Here is a 14988-nt window from a genome sequence, read left to right on the forward strand (position 1 = left end):
TCAATAGTTGCCTTCTTCATGCAAAGCACGGCTGAGCGCCTCGGGGCCTTCGTTCGCAGCGTTGGCAAGTTCGCGCATGCGTTTTCGCCAGATGATGTCGGACTTGTCGCCCGGCACGGACACCTCCTCGTGTGGTTCGCCGATGGCGCGCGGACTGTGTGAGGCGACGAGCGGCAGATCTTCCGTCAGCACAATCGACTGAAGTGCCAAATGCTCCTCCGCGGACGACCCGTCCGACGTCAGGCAGGTAAACCAGTAGCTCCGACAGTTCTCGGCATCGATTGGCGTGGCGTGCATGAAGAGTTGGGTGTCCTTCGTTGCCGACCATCGGAACGAAATGATCATCGTGAACGGCAGGATGACCTGGTAGGCGGCCGGTGCGAGCATTACCGAATCGGGACTGCTCGGCGGCCCGTACGTGGCGTCGCCCGGATTGAACGCCAGGAACGTGTCGTTAAGAAACTCGAGGCGCCCGGCTTTCTGTTCAATCGGATACGGTTTGAACCGTGTGTGTGGCGGCCCGCCCAGCGTGCCCTGATGTCCGAATGCAAGGTGGGTGACGTCGATGAAATTCTCGATGCGGCGTCCGGCCGAGACCGGCCATAGATACGGCGCGCCTGCGTGGCACGTCATGGTGGTGTCGCTCCACGCCGGGAAGTGCGGGATCGTGGTGTCCGCACCCGGCGTCAGTCTCACCCAGATGAGGTCGTAGCGGACTTCACACTCGTATTCCTTGATCTTTGCGCGGGCGGGAATCGGATCACCCTCGTTCAACGTGGGAATTTCGGTGCATTTGCCGGCGTCGCTGTAGCACCATCCGTGATAGCGGCAGCGGAGTTGGTCACCGTCCACCCATCCGAGTCCGAGCGACGCGCCGCGGTGCGCGCAGCGGTCGTCGAACGCGCAGATCTTCTCGCCGAGTTCCGCGATGACGAGACGCTGACCCAACAGCATGGTCGACATCGGTCCCTTACCGCCGTGCGCATGCGAACGAAACTCCTTGACCGTCGCCACTGGATGCCAGAAGTACTTCCACGTGTCGGCCGTCGAGCCGAGGTCATAGTGCGCATCGGGTCGCGACAACGGCTTTAGCTTGCGGTATTCCGGTGGTTTGCAGGGACTGCCGGGATCGATCATGTCGGACGGTTCGATCCATTCGGGCGGATGGTAGGGCAGCTTGGCATTGAGCCAGTTTTGAGCCATGGCAGTATCTCCTCGGGGATTAGTACAGCTTGATTTCTTCGTCATCGCGAAACAGCGCGATGCATTGTGTCGGGCAGCTCTTGGCCGCCTTCAACAGCAAGTCGAACGGACTGTCTGCCGCGTGAGGGAGCGTGCCGGCCATGCCTGCATCGAGCAGCACGAAGGCCTCTGGCGCCAGCGTCACGCACATTTTCGAGCCGCAACAAATCGACTGGTCCACCTCAATCTTGATCATCGTGATTTCCTCCTGGCCTATCGGTCCGATGCAGGCAAATGCTTCCGGACCATCGCTATCGCCTGCTCGACTTCCGCGTGCTGCTGAAGTTGCTGTCGCAGGACCGCAAAAGCCTTTGGCGCGTTCACGGCCACCGCGCCGACGAACTTGCCGACATGCCGGTACAAGGCCACGAATGGTCGTGAAAATTCGTCTCCTGAGAGCGCCACCATCTCGCCGATGTCGGTACGTCCGGCGGCTTGAATCCGGCACCCGTATTGATCCGACCAGAAGTACGGGATGGTCGAAAACGACGACGCATGTGAGCGTCCAAGCAACAGGTTGGATGCCGCGTGCCGCCCTTGGTCCGCAGCTACCATCCATTGCTCACCGCGAACCATCGCGCCCGACCACCGGTTGGGCCACGACACCACGTCGCCCGCGGCGAATACATCGTCGTGACCGACGTTGAGTGTTTCATCGCAGATCAGGCCGTTGGCGATATGCAGACCCGACCCAGCCAACCACTCCACGTTTGGGACCACGCCGATGCCGACCACGACGAGATCGGCCGGAAAAATCCATCCATCCTCGAGGCGCACTGTCTCGACATGCGCCTTTCCGCCGAATCCGACGACTCGGGCGTTGCATACGAGCGTCACGCCATGCTCGTCATGGATCCTTCCAAGCGCGTCGCCCAGGCGGATGCCCACGGCGCGTACCAATGGCGCAGCCGATGCCTCGAGAATGGTGACCTGCGCGCCGCACGCGGCAGCGCTCGACGCGACTTCCGCACCGATAAACCCGGAGCCGATGATCACCACGCGCGTGCCCGGCAGGATCTGCGCCTTGATCGCCAACGCGTCGTCCAGCGTGCGCAGCGTGTGAATGCCGGTCAGTCGCCCACGCGTGGGCAGGTTGCACGGCCGCGAGCCCGTAGCGAGGATCAGTCCGTCGTATGCGAGCCACCGGGTCCCTGCCTGGATGCGCTTCGCGCCGAGATCAAGCCCTTTTGCTTCGCAGCCGAGACACAGCTCGATCTGGTTCTGCGCAAACCAGGCGGCGTCCCGGTACGGCAACTGCTGGACGTCGATCTCGCCGGTCAGTACCTGTTTGGACAACGGCGGGCGGTCATACGGCAGGTGTGGCTCGGCGCCGATCAGGAAAAGTTCGCCGTCGTAGCCCTGCTGCCGCAAAGTCTCGACCGCGCGCAATCCGGCAACGCTGCCGCCCACCACCAGGACTCGCTTCAATGGCATATCTTTGTCTCCGTTGCCGGAAAGGGCCTTGTCGTCATTACAAGTGAATCTCCGCGATGACCGTCGGCGCGGCCGAGTTCGCCCCGGTCGATGCAGTGGCGCCGTACTTGTTGCGCCAGATTTCGATCCCGATGCCGACCTTCACGAAATCCTTCTTCTTGAACAGGAGCGCGCCAGCGTCGAGCATCAGTTTCGGGAAAATATGGAACTCGGTTTTTGCGTCCTTTCCGGTAAATGACGAGAAAAGCTCCGGCCCCTTGGGCCCGATGACATCGCCGTATCCGGTGAAGCTCAAGTACTTTCCGAGTGGAAGGCTCCAGGCAACGTTCAGGTCGTACGTCGCGCGGAACGACACCGAGGAGGGCGCCGGTTCGGCGATATAGCCGTTGTGGTTGTATTCCTTGTAAAGCCATACCCCGACGTCGAGGAAGCCGCCGGTGACGTTGAAATTGAACGTCGGCCCCAAGGTGAACTTAAGCGGCCGCATTGCCCCGACGGTGTTCTCCGCGCCATACACCACGCCGCCGGTGACGGACACATCCCGCACGGGACCGAAGGCAAGCGAGGCGCCGCTCAAGGCCGACAGGCTGAACGACCGTCGCAGTACCGCGTATACGGACAACGACCCGCTGCCGTGACACGCCTCGCCGGGCGCGAAGGGGGGATTGCTCGGCGCGGCGGGATAGCATGAATTGGAAAAGTAGTTATCGACGATCGCCAGGTTGGTGCCCAGCTTGTCGGCGCTGACGTAGCCCAGCTCGACGATGTTCTTCTGGATGCCCGACGTTACGCCGGGTTCGTGCATGTTGCTTTGGAACTGGTAGCCGATCCAGGCGTCGCTCCAGTCAGCCGCCTGCGCGGGGCTACCGAGCAACGCGGCCAGCGTTCCCACGAGAATGCAGATCGAGGATTTCAACATTGCTTTCCTTCCTTTTTTCGGAACGTTTTCATTGCAAGAGGGCAACAACGACGCCCGGATGTCGTTCGTGACGCATACGGGGGACATGAATGATTTGAGTAAGGGGAATAAGGGGAATAAGGGCCGCATAGTTCACACCTGCTCCATGGGGAGATCGGCATCGAGTCGTTGGCGCTCACCGGCCATCAACGGCACGTAGACCAGCATGGAAATGAACACGCCGACGAACCACGCGTAGTTGTAGATTTCCTTGAATCCGCCGGGCACCCATTGGAATTGCCGGGGAAATGCGATAGTGAGAAATCCCGGGATATTGGGAAGGACAGCGATAACGAACGCGGCGATGGCGGAGGGATTCCAGCCGTTCCGGTATTGATATTGGCCGTCGGTCTTGAACAGGTCGTTGACGTTGAGTCTTCCGCGCCGGATTAGCCAGTAATCGGCGAGCATGATCCCAAGTACCGGCCCAAGCAGCGCGCCGTAACCGATCAACCAGGTGAAGATGTAGCCCTGCGTCGATTCGATCAGCCGCCAAGGCATGATGACCACGCCGATCACGGCGGTGATGTAGCCTCCGCGGCTGAAATTGACGTGCTTCGGAAAGATGGCCGAAAAGTCATACGCCGGGCCGACGGTGTTGGCGGCAAGATTGACGCACAGCGTGTCGATCGTAATGATCGCGAGTCCGATTGCCACCGCCACGCCTTCCATCCGGCTGGCGAGATCGATCGGGTCCCAGATGGCCTTGCCGTAGATCGATACCGTGGCCGACGTCACCGCCACGCCGACGAATGCCAGAGCCGCCATCGGGAGCGGCAGTCCGATCGCCTGCCCGATGTATTGGTCGCGTTGCGTCTTCGCAAAACGGGTGAAGTCCGGAATGTTCATTGCAAGGGTCGACCAGAGGCCGACCATTGCTGTGAAGGACGGCCAGAACGCCACCCAGAACTTCCCCGCTTTTTCACCGCCGGCAGAGAATTGCGATGGCGCGAAAAGCATCGCCCCAAAGCCGCCGGCGCGGGAGTATGCCCACCAGAGCAATGCAAGAACGATCAATATCTTGACGGGCGCGCTAAATGTCTCGATCCAGCGAATCGACTCCGGACCGCGCGCGATAAAGTAGAGATGCATGGCCCAGAAGGCAAGAAAGCAGGTCGATTGGCCGAGATCGATGCCCAACCATCCGATTTTGGGTCCGACCAACGCGCCATGAAGCAGGATGTTCCCGATCGCGTAAATCGCGCTTCCGCCGACCCAGCACTGAATGCCGAACCATCCGCAGGCGATGATGGCGCGAAGAAATGCCGGAAGCTTGTTCCCCCTGACGCCGAACGAGGAGCGAACCACGACCGCAAACGGAATGCGATAGCGGGTGCCCGAATGGCCAATCAACACCATCGGAATCAGGATGACCGCGTTGCCGAGCAACACCATGCCCACAGCCTGCAGCGCTGAGAATCCCTGTTCGATCAAACCTGCCGCCAGTACGTAGACGGGAATGCACACGACCATTCCCGTCCACAACGCGGCGTAGTGATGCCAACGCCAGGTTCTGTGATCCGGCGCCGTCGGCGCCAAATCTTCATTCCATAGTTCTGACGCGTTGCTGTTGTTCTCTGACACGTTGTCTCCTCCTGCCGAGCGCCTTAAAGGCCCCGGATTTCTCGCCTTTGTGTGCCGCATGAAAATTATCGTTGTACTAACAATATGTTCATTGCGGTGTCGTCATTCATCCGATCAATGCAGTCTCCTTCGTAGTCGTTGGGGGTGGGGAGTCGATAGCTTGTGCAGTGAATGGTCCTCGTCCAAAAATGGCGGGAACATATGCAGTTGGCGGCAAATCGATCAACCGTTCAGTTGGTCGACGAAAACCGTCATGGTCGAAATTTCTGGACAGTTTCAGGCGGGCGCCGACGGGCAATAGCGACGTGCGGCGCGTCGATGGTGTGATTGACTTGCTGAAAAAACGGCTGGCTTCGTCGCCGTGCGCAACAAGCGACCGGATTGGCCTGGCGACCCCCGGGGGGCATGGGTGCCCCTGATGCGTTTCGTGCTTTGCGAAATGGTGCTCGCCGGCATCGCGGCCGCTGTGATGGTGCCTGGCGCTTTTGAGGCGGGCGACGCCCGGTTGCTACGTTTTCCGATAGAAGGAAATATGCACGGCAATGCTGATAAGGATTGCGAGCGCGCCGATCGTCTCGAGCAAGGCTGACATCATGGTTTTCTCCAGGGCTGGGCGCAATGACCGGACATCGGTCATCGGTGCAACAACGCGGGTGCATACGTTCGTACGAAGAACGCCAGCGCATTCATCGCACCAGCCAGTAGCCCTGCGCCGGAAAGAAGAAAAAGTGGATGCATGGGAGGGATCGTAGCGACGAAACCGTAGGCCCGCAATCTGGCATTTCCAATGCTAGACTTCGGAGAAACGGAAGAAAAAAAGCGGACGGGATCAAAGAAGACGCGCAGGACCAGCTCGTCGTGGTAGCCAACCGTTCGCATCGAGTAGCCGCCGGGGCGTCCGTGGCGTTTTGCTGCGCTGACGCCGCATGCCAGTCTGCTGGCGCAGCAGTTGATTGATGGCGCCGCGCAAATTCCGCGGCCGACTTCACTTTCAACCTGATTTCCGACGAACCGCCAATTCCATGGACACGGCCATTCGAATGTCCGCCATGTTAATCTTCGCGTCTGGGGGCGCAAGCCCTCCGTGTCTTTGATTGCATTGGATAATTTCTTTGCGCAGGGAACGGGATGGCTGAGGGGGACAAGCGAAACGATTGTTTCATTACCATGCCTATTGCCGACGTTGACGATGTGTTGCCGTGTGTTCGGCGTGATGTCACATAAGGCTGAGATCTGACGTAGAAAAACGAGAAGTAAGCGTCGTATGGAATTCGTGACAAGGGAAGTTCTGGCGAACTGCATCGAACTCTTGTTGGATGCCGTTTTCTTGGTGGATCCGGTCGGCAGACTGGTGTACGTAAGTCCGGCTTGCGAGGCAATTCTGGGGTACACGAGCGATGAGCTAATCGGCCAGTCGATGATCAACTACGTGGCGAAGGAAGATCGCGATCGCACGCTGGAGGAGTCGAAGCTCGTGATGGCCGGCATCCCGCGCATTGGATTCGAGAATCGCTATATTCACAAAGACGGCCACTACGTCCACCTGATGTGGTCTGCACGATGGTCCGAAGAACATGGCGTGCGGATCGGGGTGGCTCGGGATGTCTCCGCGAAGAAGCATGCGGAAGCGATTCAACGCGCTACCTACGCAATTTCTGAGGCCGCCCACGACGCCCCGGACTTACGCACCCTGGCCAAGGAGGTTCGCGAAACCCTGACCTCGCTGATCCCGTTGGGTGCGTTTGCCATTGCTGTCAGGGATGAGAAATCTCGATCATTGCAAGAGGTCTATCAGCATTGCGATGACGATGGAGGAAGAGCCGTCGACTGGTCAAGCGTTCAGTCTATCTGCAGTAGCGTCATTGACTCACGGCAAATGAAGCTGATCCGCGCGTCACATATTGGCGACGGAATCAGTGCTGATGACGAGTCGGCCGATGTAACCTGGGCAGTGCTTCCCATGGCGACGGCGCAAAGAGCCGTTGGCGTCATGATGATCAGATGTCCGGTCGGTACCATCGAACCAAGCATGGAGAGGCAGCTCCTTGCGTTCGTGTGCGATCAGGCTGCGCTAGCGATCGAGAGAAAGCAGTTGATCGACGAGTTATATACCGCTGCCCGGTTTGATGAACTGACGGGACTGCCGAATCGGCGGACGTTTCGCGATTTCACGATCGACGCACTTCGCCGTACACAGCACAATAACGAAAAGCTGGCAGTGCTTTTCGTGGATATCGATGGATTCAAGAATGTGAACGATTCGTTCGGGCACGCGGCCGGCGACGCTTTGCTCAAAGAGGCCGCCGCAAGGCTTCACAGGTTGGTGAACGGATATGGCATGGTCGCCCGCCTCGCAGGCGACGAATTCGTTGTGGTGATAGAAGACGCGATTTTTGTCGAGAAGATCGATCTTGTCGTCAAGCAACTGCGTACAGCCGTGATGGAGGCCTTCAGGCTGGGGACTCACGACATCGTGATTCGCGCGAGTGTTGGCGTGGCGCTCTATCCGGATGATGCGGAGTCGTTTTCTGAATTGATGCAAGTCGCCGATAGAAGAATGTATGCCAACAAGTCGCGACGGGATGGTGATGTCGGCGGCATTCTGGATTGGATTCGGTAAGATTTGCCGAACCATGATCTCAAATCACCCTTGTAGGCGTCTGCCGCTCAGCGCGCGGTCGGCAGTTCCCCCCATGTGACGAGGACCTTTTGAATGCCGCGTGCGTAGGCGTCGCGTTTGTTCGGCGTTTCGGAATGATATGCGCCCACGGCACTCCAGGTATTACCGTACTTCACCATCTTTTGCTTGAGTAGCCAGGCGGCAACGTAGATGTTGACGCACGCGTCGGTGAGCGCGCGAGAGGGCACGCCGTTTTGCGCCAACGCCGTGAAATGCACCGAGTTGATCTGCAACTGGCCGATGTCGACCGACCCGTTCGCATTGCGGTGTACCGCACGCGGATCGCCCTTGGATTCATACCATGCGATCGCGCGCAGGAGCGTCGGGTTGACGCCCTGATACATGCCGGCCTGTTCGAAGCAGTCGTCGGCCATGGCCGAACGACAGAACATCGACGAGATCATCGCCAGGCCGAGGATCAGGCAGCGTCGGCGGGCACTCATTTCTGCAACGCCTGATTGAGTTCCCGCTCGACCCCGGTCAGGTAGGCACGCGATGCGTCCGATACGACGAGGTATGCCGTCGGTGCAGCGCTCTTGTGCACGCGCGTCGATATTTTCTTGTACCCGCGGCCCGAGTTGGGTGGCGTTGCGCTTTCGGCGGCGGCCGGCGGCAACATGTCCATCGACGGCAGCGGTGGGTACACCTTGTTGGGCGAGGGCGTGGCGGCATCCTGCGGACTGGCGAACGACGAGGCGCAGAGCAGCAAGCCGAACGTGAGAGTGGCAATACGCAGCATCAGGTTCCGCTCCCCTTGTCCGAAGTCTTGATCGTTACGGTATACGGCTGGTTCGGTCCCGCCGTGCGATTCTCCAGGCGTACGTTGGCCGCGTGCGGTGCGGGAACACCATTCCACAGTGCCTGGTTGATATAGCGGAAGTCCTGTCCGAGCGCCGTGACGAGAATGGTCGCGGGCTGCTTCTGCGCCGCCGCCAGGGCGCCGGCCTTGCCGAGCACCGCAGTGAGTTGCGGATCGTGCGCGCCGAGCGCATCGGGCGGCAGTGCGAACGTCATGATGTCGCGGGCCGGTGGCGTTTTGGCACCGGCCGACGCGAGTCCAGCGGACGACGGCGGGCCCGACAACGGCGCGCAAGCGGCGAGGGCAAGCACGGCCAATCCACCAACGATGCGAAGCGCCGCTGCGTCCTGCAAGCGGCCAATGCCGACGTTCCGAGGCCATGCCGATCGGCGAGGGCGCTTGAGGCGCACGTCTGCCCGGACTTCCGACACCGACTTATTCGTCATGTTTTCCATACGCATGCGCCCACGATATGCCAATCCCCGGGCGCAGTGTAAGCGGGCGTGGAACCGTCAATGCGACGAAAAGCGCCCATTTTTCCTGTCTTTCGCAAGAATTGATATCCGGTGCGGTTTTCCGGGCGGATATCGGGGCGCAGCGGGTTGCGAATCGCGCCACATCGGCGCTCGAATGCCAGGCTGGCGTACTCCGGTGACATCCATACGTGGTAGCTCACGCGGAATTAACCTGTCGTCGCTGACACATTCTAGGCAATTCCACGTGACGCGCTGGTCACCGGATCGCTTTCGCTCCTACGCCGCACACGTGCTGGCGGCAACTCGGGCAGCAAGCCGGGCGCGCGTGATCGAGGCGATTTGCGACAGCGCTTCGTCGAGTTCCTGCGGCGTGCTGCGCGACAGCCGCTTGTTAAGTTCGGCGAAGATGCCTTCGCGCGTGTAGTGGCGCACGCAGATGATGAACGGGAAGCCGTGCCGGCAAGCGTACGCCTCGTTGAGGGCATCAAGCTGCGCTTCGTCTCGCGCCGACATGGCGTCGAGGCCGGCGCTTTTCTGTTCGTCGGTCGAGTCTGTCGTCATGGTGCCGGCGCGCAACGCGCGCCCGGACAATGGCGGGTGTCCGTTGAGAAACGCCTTCCGGCCCGGCTCGTCGAGTCGTTGGACCACGGCCATCATCGCGTCATGCAGCGCTGTCATGTCGGCGAAGGGACGACGGGCCCACGCGCCTTCCGCCGCTTCCGGAAAATGCTCGAAGATGCCGCCGAAGGCCGCCGTGAATGCGTTGCGCTCCATGGTGTTGATGGCCGCCAGATCGTACGTCGCTGACATGACTTTGCTCCCGTTGCCCGCGCCCCCTTGGCGACGGTCGAGAGCAGTATAGGAAGGCCGCGCGCATGCTGCGAGAGGCTGTGACCTATAGGTCGGATAACAGATCCCGATACGCGCGGCCGAGGCGCGCTACGGCTGTATGTCGCGCAAGCTGCGCAGCGTATGCGACGCAGTGCTCAGCAGACCGCGCAGCCAGATATGCGACGCGGAGCGGTGCCGCGACGGATGCCAGAGCTGGTAGAAGCGCATGAAGGGGAATGTGAACGGCGAGGGCACCACTCTTATCGGCACGATCTGCGCATGATAATTGGCGAAATGGCGGCCTGTGGTGAGGATCAGGTCGGTGCCGGGAATCAGGCTGGGCGCGAGATTGAAGTAGGGGCAACTCACGCGATTATCGCGATGCACACGCAAGGTCCCGAGGCCTGTATCGACCACGCCGCGCTGGCCGCGCGAGTACGGCGTGGGCACGATGTGCGAGGCCGCAAGATAAGCTTGCTCGGTAAGCTTGCCGGGCTGGGCGTGCACGCTGTCCTTGTCGACGACGCACACGACCTCGTCTTCGAGCAGTACCGAAAGGTGCAGGTGTTCAGGAGGATTCGGCCAGTTGCCGATGACGATATCGACATTGCCTTCCGAAAGCGCACGTTCGTAGTCGTAGTCGGGGCCCATCGGCATGGCGACAAGCCGCGCGCGCGGCGCCGCCTGGCGAAAAGCGCGCACCACGGCTGCGAAGAAAGGTGGCGCCAGATAGTCGGGCATCGCCACGACGAAGTTCTGCTCCGTCAGCGCAGGGTCGAAACGGTCGTCCGAGACGAGCAGGGCATCGAGCGCGCTCAACGCCGTCTGCGCGCTTTTGGCCAATTGCAGCGCACGTTCGGTCGGCACCATCACGTTTTTTTCGCGCGTGAGCAGCGGGTCGTTGAAGATTGTCCGCAGGCGCTTGAGGGCGCTGCTGATCGCCGGTTGCGACTGGTTCAAACGAATGGCGGTGCGCGAGACGCTTCGTTCCGCGATCAGGATGCAGAGCACGCGCAAAAGATAGGTATCGAAGGGATCGTCTGTCCGGAGCATCAGGGTTCCTGTCTGAGAGCGCGTCGCGGGCCGCGCAAGACGCGCGGGTGGCTGTGGCGGATAAGCCCTTGTACCGTGCCTGCGTCAAACGGGCAAGAAGGCGCGTTCCGGGCACCCGCGCCACCCGGGTGCCAAACCGACCCCAACCCGGGGATTTTCGCCGTATCAGGGTAATCCTTAGTCAGCGATTATAGCGCCGCCAGTGGCCAAGGCGCCCGTGGCACAAGGCTTTCCGGCAGATATGCATCCTCATATGGGGCTTATAGCAGCACGGCCGTTTCGCACTTTTTTGCCGCTCCTATACTTGCCTGCACCGATCGGAAAACACGGCCTGCGCGTCCTGCGGCGCGCACTGGCGAGTTCACATTCAGCACAGGGGTGATGTCATGTCGACCACCAAGCAAGCGGTTCCCGCCTTCGTCGCCACGGTGACGGATGCCGAAAACCACGTTTATCGAAAAGTGTCCTGGCGGCTGCTGCCGTTTCTCGGCGTGCTCTGGGTCCTGGCGTGGCTCGATCGGGTCAACATCGGCTTCGCCAAGCTGCAAATGCTCGATGCGCTGCATTTCAGCGAGGCCGTCTACGGTCTCGGCGCGGGCATCTTCTTTCTCGGCTATTTCCTGTTCGAAGTGCCATCGAACGTATTGTTGCAGAAGATCGGCGCGAAGAAGACGATCATGCGCATCACGATCTGCTGGGGCGTGATCTGCATGTTGCAGACGTTTGTGACCACGCCCACGCAGTTCTACGTGCTGCGCTTCCTGCTCGGCGCGTTCGAGGCCGGGTTTTATCCGGGCGTGATCCTGTATCTCACCTTTTGGTATCCGTCCAAACGGCGCGCGAAGGCGTTCGGCACGTTCATGTCGGCTTCGGCCATCGCCGGCGTGCTCGGCGGCCCGCTCGCAGGCTGGATCATGACGTCGATGGGCGGCTTCCACGGCCTGCACGGCTGGCAGTGGCTGTTCGTTCTCGAAGGCATCCCGTCCGTGTTGGCAGGCCTGTTTGCTTGGCTCTACATGACCGACAAGCCGGAGCAGGCCAACTGGTTGTCGGCAGACGAGAAGCGCGTGCTGCAATCCGCGCTTGCGAACGACAGCGCATCGCTCGGCGAGCGCGGCAGCGACTGGCGTAGCCTGTTCGCCAACCCGAAAGTCTGGTTGCTCATCGCCATCTTCTTCTGCCTGCTGTGCGCGAATTCCACGCTGACGTTCTGGATCCCGACGATTGTCAAGGAAGTCGGCTTCGCCACGCCGATGGCCGTAGGCTGGGTGGCGGCGCTCGCCTATCTGTGCGGCGCGATCGGCATGATCGCCAACGGCGCGCACTCCGACAAGCGCAATGAAGTGCGCTGGCATTTCAGCGCGGCGGCATTCGCCGGCGGCACGGCCATGGCGGTGCTGGCGGTGATGCTCAGCGTGGGCGGCCTGACGCCGGCGTTGACAGTGCTCGCCATGACTGTAGCGCTGGTGGGCACCATGAGCGCGATTCCGGTGTTCTGGCAGTTGCCGAACCGTTTTCTGACGGGCACGGCCGCCGCGGTCGGCGTGGCGCTGATCAACTCCGTCTCGAACCTCGCAGGCTTCGGCGCGCCGTACCTGATGGGCGTGATCAAGAACGCCACCGGCAAGGTCGCCCCGGGCCTGTACCTGGTCGCCGCGATCGAAATCCTGGCAGGTGTGCTCGTGCTCGTCGGCATCCGTCAACTCAAGCAGTCGCGGGAGGCATGAAATGACCCACAACGCTTTCGATTCACGCCGGCAAGGCGGTCAGGGGATGGACCCGCAAGCGGCATGCGACGTCTCGCGCCGCCGCTTCGGACTGCAAGCACTCGGCTTCGGCGGCGCACTGCTGGCAAGCACGCAACTGACGGCTTACGCGGCCGAGACCGTGCCGAACCAGGCGACGGGCCCGGTGCAGCAGGGCGGTCTCAGCCCGCGCCTGACGATGCATGCGCTCGATACCTACCACGGCACGCCGGCGGCTGGCATGCGCGTCGATTTTTCGCGCATCGACGGCGAGCGGATCACGCAGCTGGCGACGGTCACGCTCGCGCCGAACGGCCGCAGCGAGCCGCCGCTGCTGATCGGCGACAGTTATCGCGTCGGCACGTATGAGTTGTTGTTGCACGCGGACGACTACTTCGCGATGCGTCATGCCGTCCTGCCGCGGCCGGCGTTCCTGTCGAAGATTCCGATCCGCTTTCGCGTCGTCGATGCCGGCCAGCGCATTCATCTGCCTGTGCTGTTCGGTCCGTGGAACTACACGTACTACCGCGGCAGCTGAGGCGTTCTGACGGCCGGGCAACCCTTCAACGAACAGGAGCATCCCATGACAGGCATCAGCACGCATGTCCTTGACGTGTCCACCGGCAAACCGGTTTCGGGCATGCAGATCGAGCTATACGACCTCGGCACGCAGCCGCCCACGCTGCTCGCGCGCACGCGCACCAACGGCGACGGACGCACCGACGCGCCCATGCTGCCGCCGAACCAGGCGCGCACCGGCGACTTCGAATTGCGCTTCTCGGTCGCCGAGTACTTTCGGACCCCCGAGGTATTTGCCGACGTGGTGCCGGTGCGGTTTTCGGTCGCCGACGCCAAGCAGCACTACCACGTGCCACTGCTGTGCTCGCCGTGGAGCTTCGGCACGTATCGGGGAAGTTGAGCGGGCCGGGGCCGGGCCGCCATCGGCACGGCTCATCGTCCGTTACCGTTCGGACGGCTTACGGGATCTTGTGCCCGTGGCGGCCGAGATAATGTGCGGTGAGCGTGGGCTTCACCTTGATTTCCTCGACGACTTCGTAGATACGCTCGTACCCCGTGTGCTTGATTTTCCAGCGGCCATCCACCTTGACATACTTGTCGCGGTAGAGCGCGGTGCCGATGGTGCTGCGCATGGCGCGCAAGTCATGGAAGACGTCGTGCAGGTACCAGACGCCCGTCGCTTCGGTCTCGCTGATTACATCGATATCGGGGTGGTGGCCATTGTGTTGCGCAATCGCGTCGGCGTGAAAGCCGTTACGCACCATCTCCAGATAGTCGTCGCGCCCCGCGAGTTCCACGACATAGCTGCCGCCGACCAGTTTGGCAGTTACGTGCTCGTCAAGAATCTCGGCGAGATCGGTGACGTTCGCCGTGTCGATGCAGCGGAAATACTGATGCTTCACGCGTTTGATCTGCTCGATATCCCGCAAGATCCGGATATCTCGCATGCATTGCCGAAGTTCATCGTCGAGTTCCATTCACAACTCCTTTTGGGGCGCATGAGGGCGTGTCCTGATTCTAGGCACGGATCGACGGCGCTGGCCTACTCCGATCGAGGCGATACGCGATGTCGCGTTCGTCGAACAACATCCGGGTATCCATGGTCCATGCCTCGTAACGTGAGAGAAGCATTGAAGCGCGTTGCCCATTGTCAGTGGCATTTCCTGACAATGCGGGCATCCATCTGCGCGAGACGTCTTGCTTCAGACAGGCACGTTAAGATGAAAACGCAAATCGCCGGTGAACTCCAGCAGCGAATAATCGCGGTAGCAAAAGCGCCACGTCTGGCCGACGCGCTCGAATTCGTCGTGATAACGGCCTGCCGCAATTGGCTGGAGCGGAAGTTCGCTGGTTGCCTGAAGCACCGTGTAATACGAACGTGCGGTCGCCTTGCCCGAGGTTTCGTCGACTTCGATGATCGGGTTGGTGATCACGTGTTTTGTGCGCGGCGTGCCGCAAGGATAGATCTTCACGTACTGCTTCCAGAGGCGCAGTATTCCCGCCTCGTCGAGCATCTCCTCGCTGTCCTTCACCTTGACGCGCGCGTGCCGGAAGAGGGCTGCCACACCTTCCAGGTCGCCTGCGTCCATCATCTCGGCGTAACGGTAGAGCAGATTGGCGATTTCCACGGCGCTATGGCTCATCGATCATCCTTGTCGACAAATGGT

The 14988-nt window shown here is 61.0% G+C and carries 17 protein-coding genes; 5 read left to right on the plus strand and 12 right to left on the minus strand.

Translation table 11 applies throughout. The annotated features are described in order from the left end of the window. The 5 genes from PTE30175_RS07440 to PTE30175_RS07460 form a co-directional block, all read right to left on the minus strand. Positions 1–1203, minus strand: coding sequence for a Rieske 2Fe-2S domain-containing protein (locus PTE30175_RS07440; RefSeq protein ID WP_191628901.1), 1203 nt, complete (start codon positions 1201–1203; stop codon positions 1–3). A gap of 19 nt (positions 1204–1222) precedes the next feature. Further along, a complete protein-coding gene (locus PTE30175_RS07445; protein ID WP_150696439.1) occupies positions 1223–1438 on the minus strand; it encodes a ferredoxin in 216 nt (71 codons plus the stop codon). Positions 1439–1455: 17 nt separating this feature from the next. Then, positions 1456–2676 carry an NAD(P)/FAD-dependent oxidoreductase gene (locus tag PTE30175_RS07450; protein ID WP_150696440.1) on the minus strand — a complete coding sequence of 407 codons (1221 nt, stop codon included), beginning with the start codon at positions 2674–2676 and terminating at the stop codon, positions 1456–1458. Between the two features lie 37 nt (positions 2677–2713). After that, on the minus strand, positions 2714–3595 hold the full coding sequence (locus PTE30175_RS07455) for a hypothetical protein (RefSeq protein WP_150696441.1): 882 nt from the start codon (positions 3593–3595) through the stop codon (positions 2714–2716). Between the two features lie 132 nt (positions 3596–3727). After that, a complete protein-coding gene (locus PTE30175_RS07460) occupies positions 3728–5278 on the minus strand; it encodes an NCS1 family nucleobase:cation symporter-1 (protein WP_150696442.1) in 1551 nt (516 codons plus the stop codon). 358 nt (positions 5279–5636) lie between these two features. Between PTE30175_RS07460 and PTE30175_RS28165 the strand changes: the two genes are divergently transcribed. Next, entirely contained in the window at positions 5637–5807 is a 171-nt protein-coding gene (locus PTE30175_RS28165; RefSeq protein ID WP_191628902.1) for a hypothetical protein, read from the plus strand. Between the two features lie 675 nt (positions 5808–6482). After that, entirely contained in the window at positions 6483–7838 is a 1356-nt protein-coding gene (locus tag PTE30175_RS07465; protein WP_150696443.1) for a diguanylate cyclase domain-containing protein, read from the plus strand. Positions 7839–7885: 47 nt separating this feature from the next. Here PTE30175_RS07465 and PTE30175_RS07470 read toward each other — a convergent pair whose 3' ends face one another. The 5 genes from PTE30175_RS07470 to PTE30175_RS07490 all read right to left on the minus strand — a co-directional run bounded on the left by PTE30175_RS07470 (position 7886) and on the right by PTE30175_RS07490 (position 11057). After that, complete coding sequence (locus tag PTE30175_RS07470) at positions 7886–8302, minus strand: lytic transglycosylase domain-containing protein (RefSeq protein WP_224788650.1); 417 nt, start codon at positions 8300–8302, stop codon at positions 7886–7888. 35 nt (positions 8303–8337) lie between these two features. Then, on the minus strand, positions 8338–8637 hold the full coding sequence (locus tag PTE30175_RS07475; RefSeq protein WP_150696445.1) for a hypothetical protein: 300 nt from the start codon (positions 8635–8637) through the stop codon (positions 8338–8340). Next, the gene (locus tag PTE30175_RS07480) at positions 8637–9143 is read right to left on the minus strand and encodes a hypothetical protein (RefSeq protein WP_338044418.1); all 507 of its coding nucleotides are present in this window, start codon (positions 9141–9143) and stop codon (positions 8637–8639) included. Before PTE30175_RS07480 ends, PTE30175_RS07475 begins: the two co-directional genes overlap by 1 nt. Before the next feature lie 306 nt (positions 9144–9449). Next, a complete protein-coding gene (gene uraD / locus PTE30175_RS07485) occupies positions 9450–9983 on the minus strand; it encodes a 2-oxo-4-hydroxy-4-carboxy-5-ureidoimidazoline decarboxylase (protein WP_150696446.1) in 534 nt (177 codons plus the stop codon). Between the two features lie 129 nt (positions 9984–10112). Further along, positions 10113–11057: a LysR family transcriptional regulator gene (locus tag PTE30175_RS07490; protein WP_150696447.1), complete on the minus strand. Its 945-nt coding sequence runs from the start codon at positions 11055–11057 to the stop codon at positions 10113–10115. 386 nt (positions 11058–11443) lie between these two features. Here PTE30175_RS07490 and PTE30175_RS07495 point away from each other — a divergent pair, with 386 nt between their 5' ends. The 3 genes from PTE30175_RS07495 to uraH are packed head-to-tail and all read left to right on the plus strand — an operon-like array spanning position 11444 to position 13721. Then, on the plus strand, positions 11444–12784 hold the full coding sequence (locus PTE30175_RS07495; RefSeq protein WP_150696448.1) for an MFS transporter: 1341 nt from the start codon (positions 11444–11446) through the stop codon (positions 12782–12784). Positions 12785–12830: 46 nt separating this feature from the next. Then, on the plus strand, positions 12831–13340 hold the full coding sequence (locus PTE30175_RS07500; protein ID WP_150696627.1) for a hydroxyisourate hydrolase: 510 nt from the start codon (positions 12831–12833) through the stop codon (positions 13338–13340). 45 nt (positions 13341–13385) lie between these two features. Beyond that, positions 13386–13721, plus strand: coding sequence for a hydroxyisourate hydrolase (gene uraH, locus PTE30175_RS07505; RefSeq protein WP_150696449.1), 336 nt, complete (start codon positions 13386–13388; stop codon positions 13719–13721). A gap of 58 nt (positions 13722–13779) precedes the next feature. Here the strand turns inward: uraH and PTE30175_RS07510 are convergent, their stop codons facing one another. Both PTE30175_RS07510 and PTE30175_RS07515 read right to left on the minus strand, forming a co-directional pair. Then, a complete protein-coding gene (locus PTE30175_RS07510) occupies positions 13780–14298 on the minus strand; it encodes a nuclear transport factor 2 family protein (protein ID WP_150696450.1) in 519 nt (172 codons plus the stop codon). A 225-nt stretch (positions 14299–14523) separates the two neighbouring features. Beyond that, positions 14524–14964 (minus strand): nuclear transport factor 2 family protein, encoded by a 441-nt coding sequence (locus PTE30175_RS07515; RefSeq protein WP_150696451.1) that lies wholly within the window; start codon positions 14962–14964, stop codon positions 14524–14526. Positions 14965–14988 lie beyond the last annotated feature (24 nt).

The organism is Pandoraea terrae, from assembly GCF_902459695.1.
Taxonomy (GTDB): Bacteria; Pseudomonadota; Gammaproteobacteria; order Burkholderiales; family Burkholderiaceae; genus Pandoraea; species Pandoraea terrae.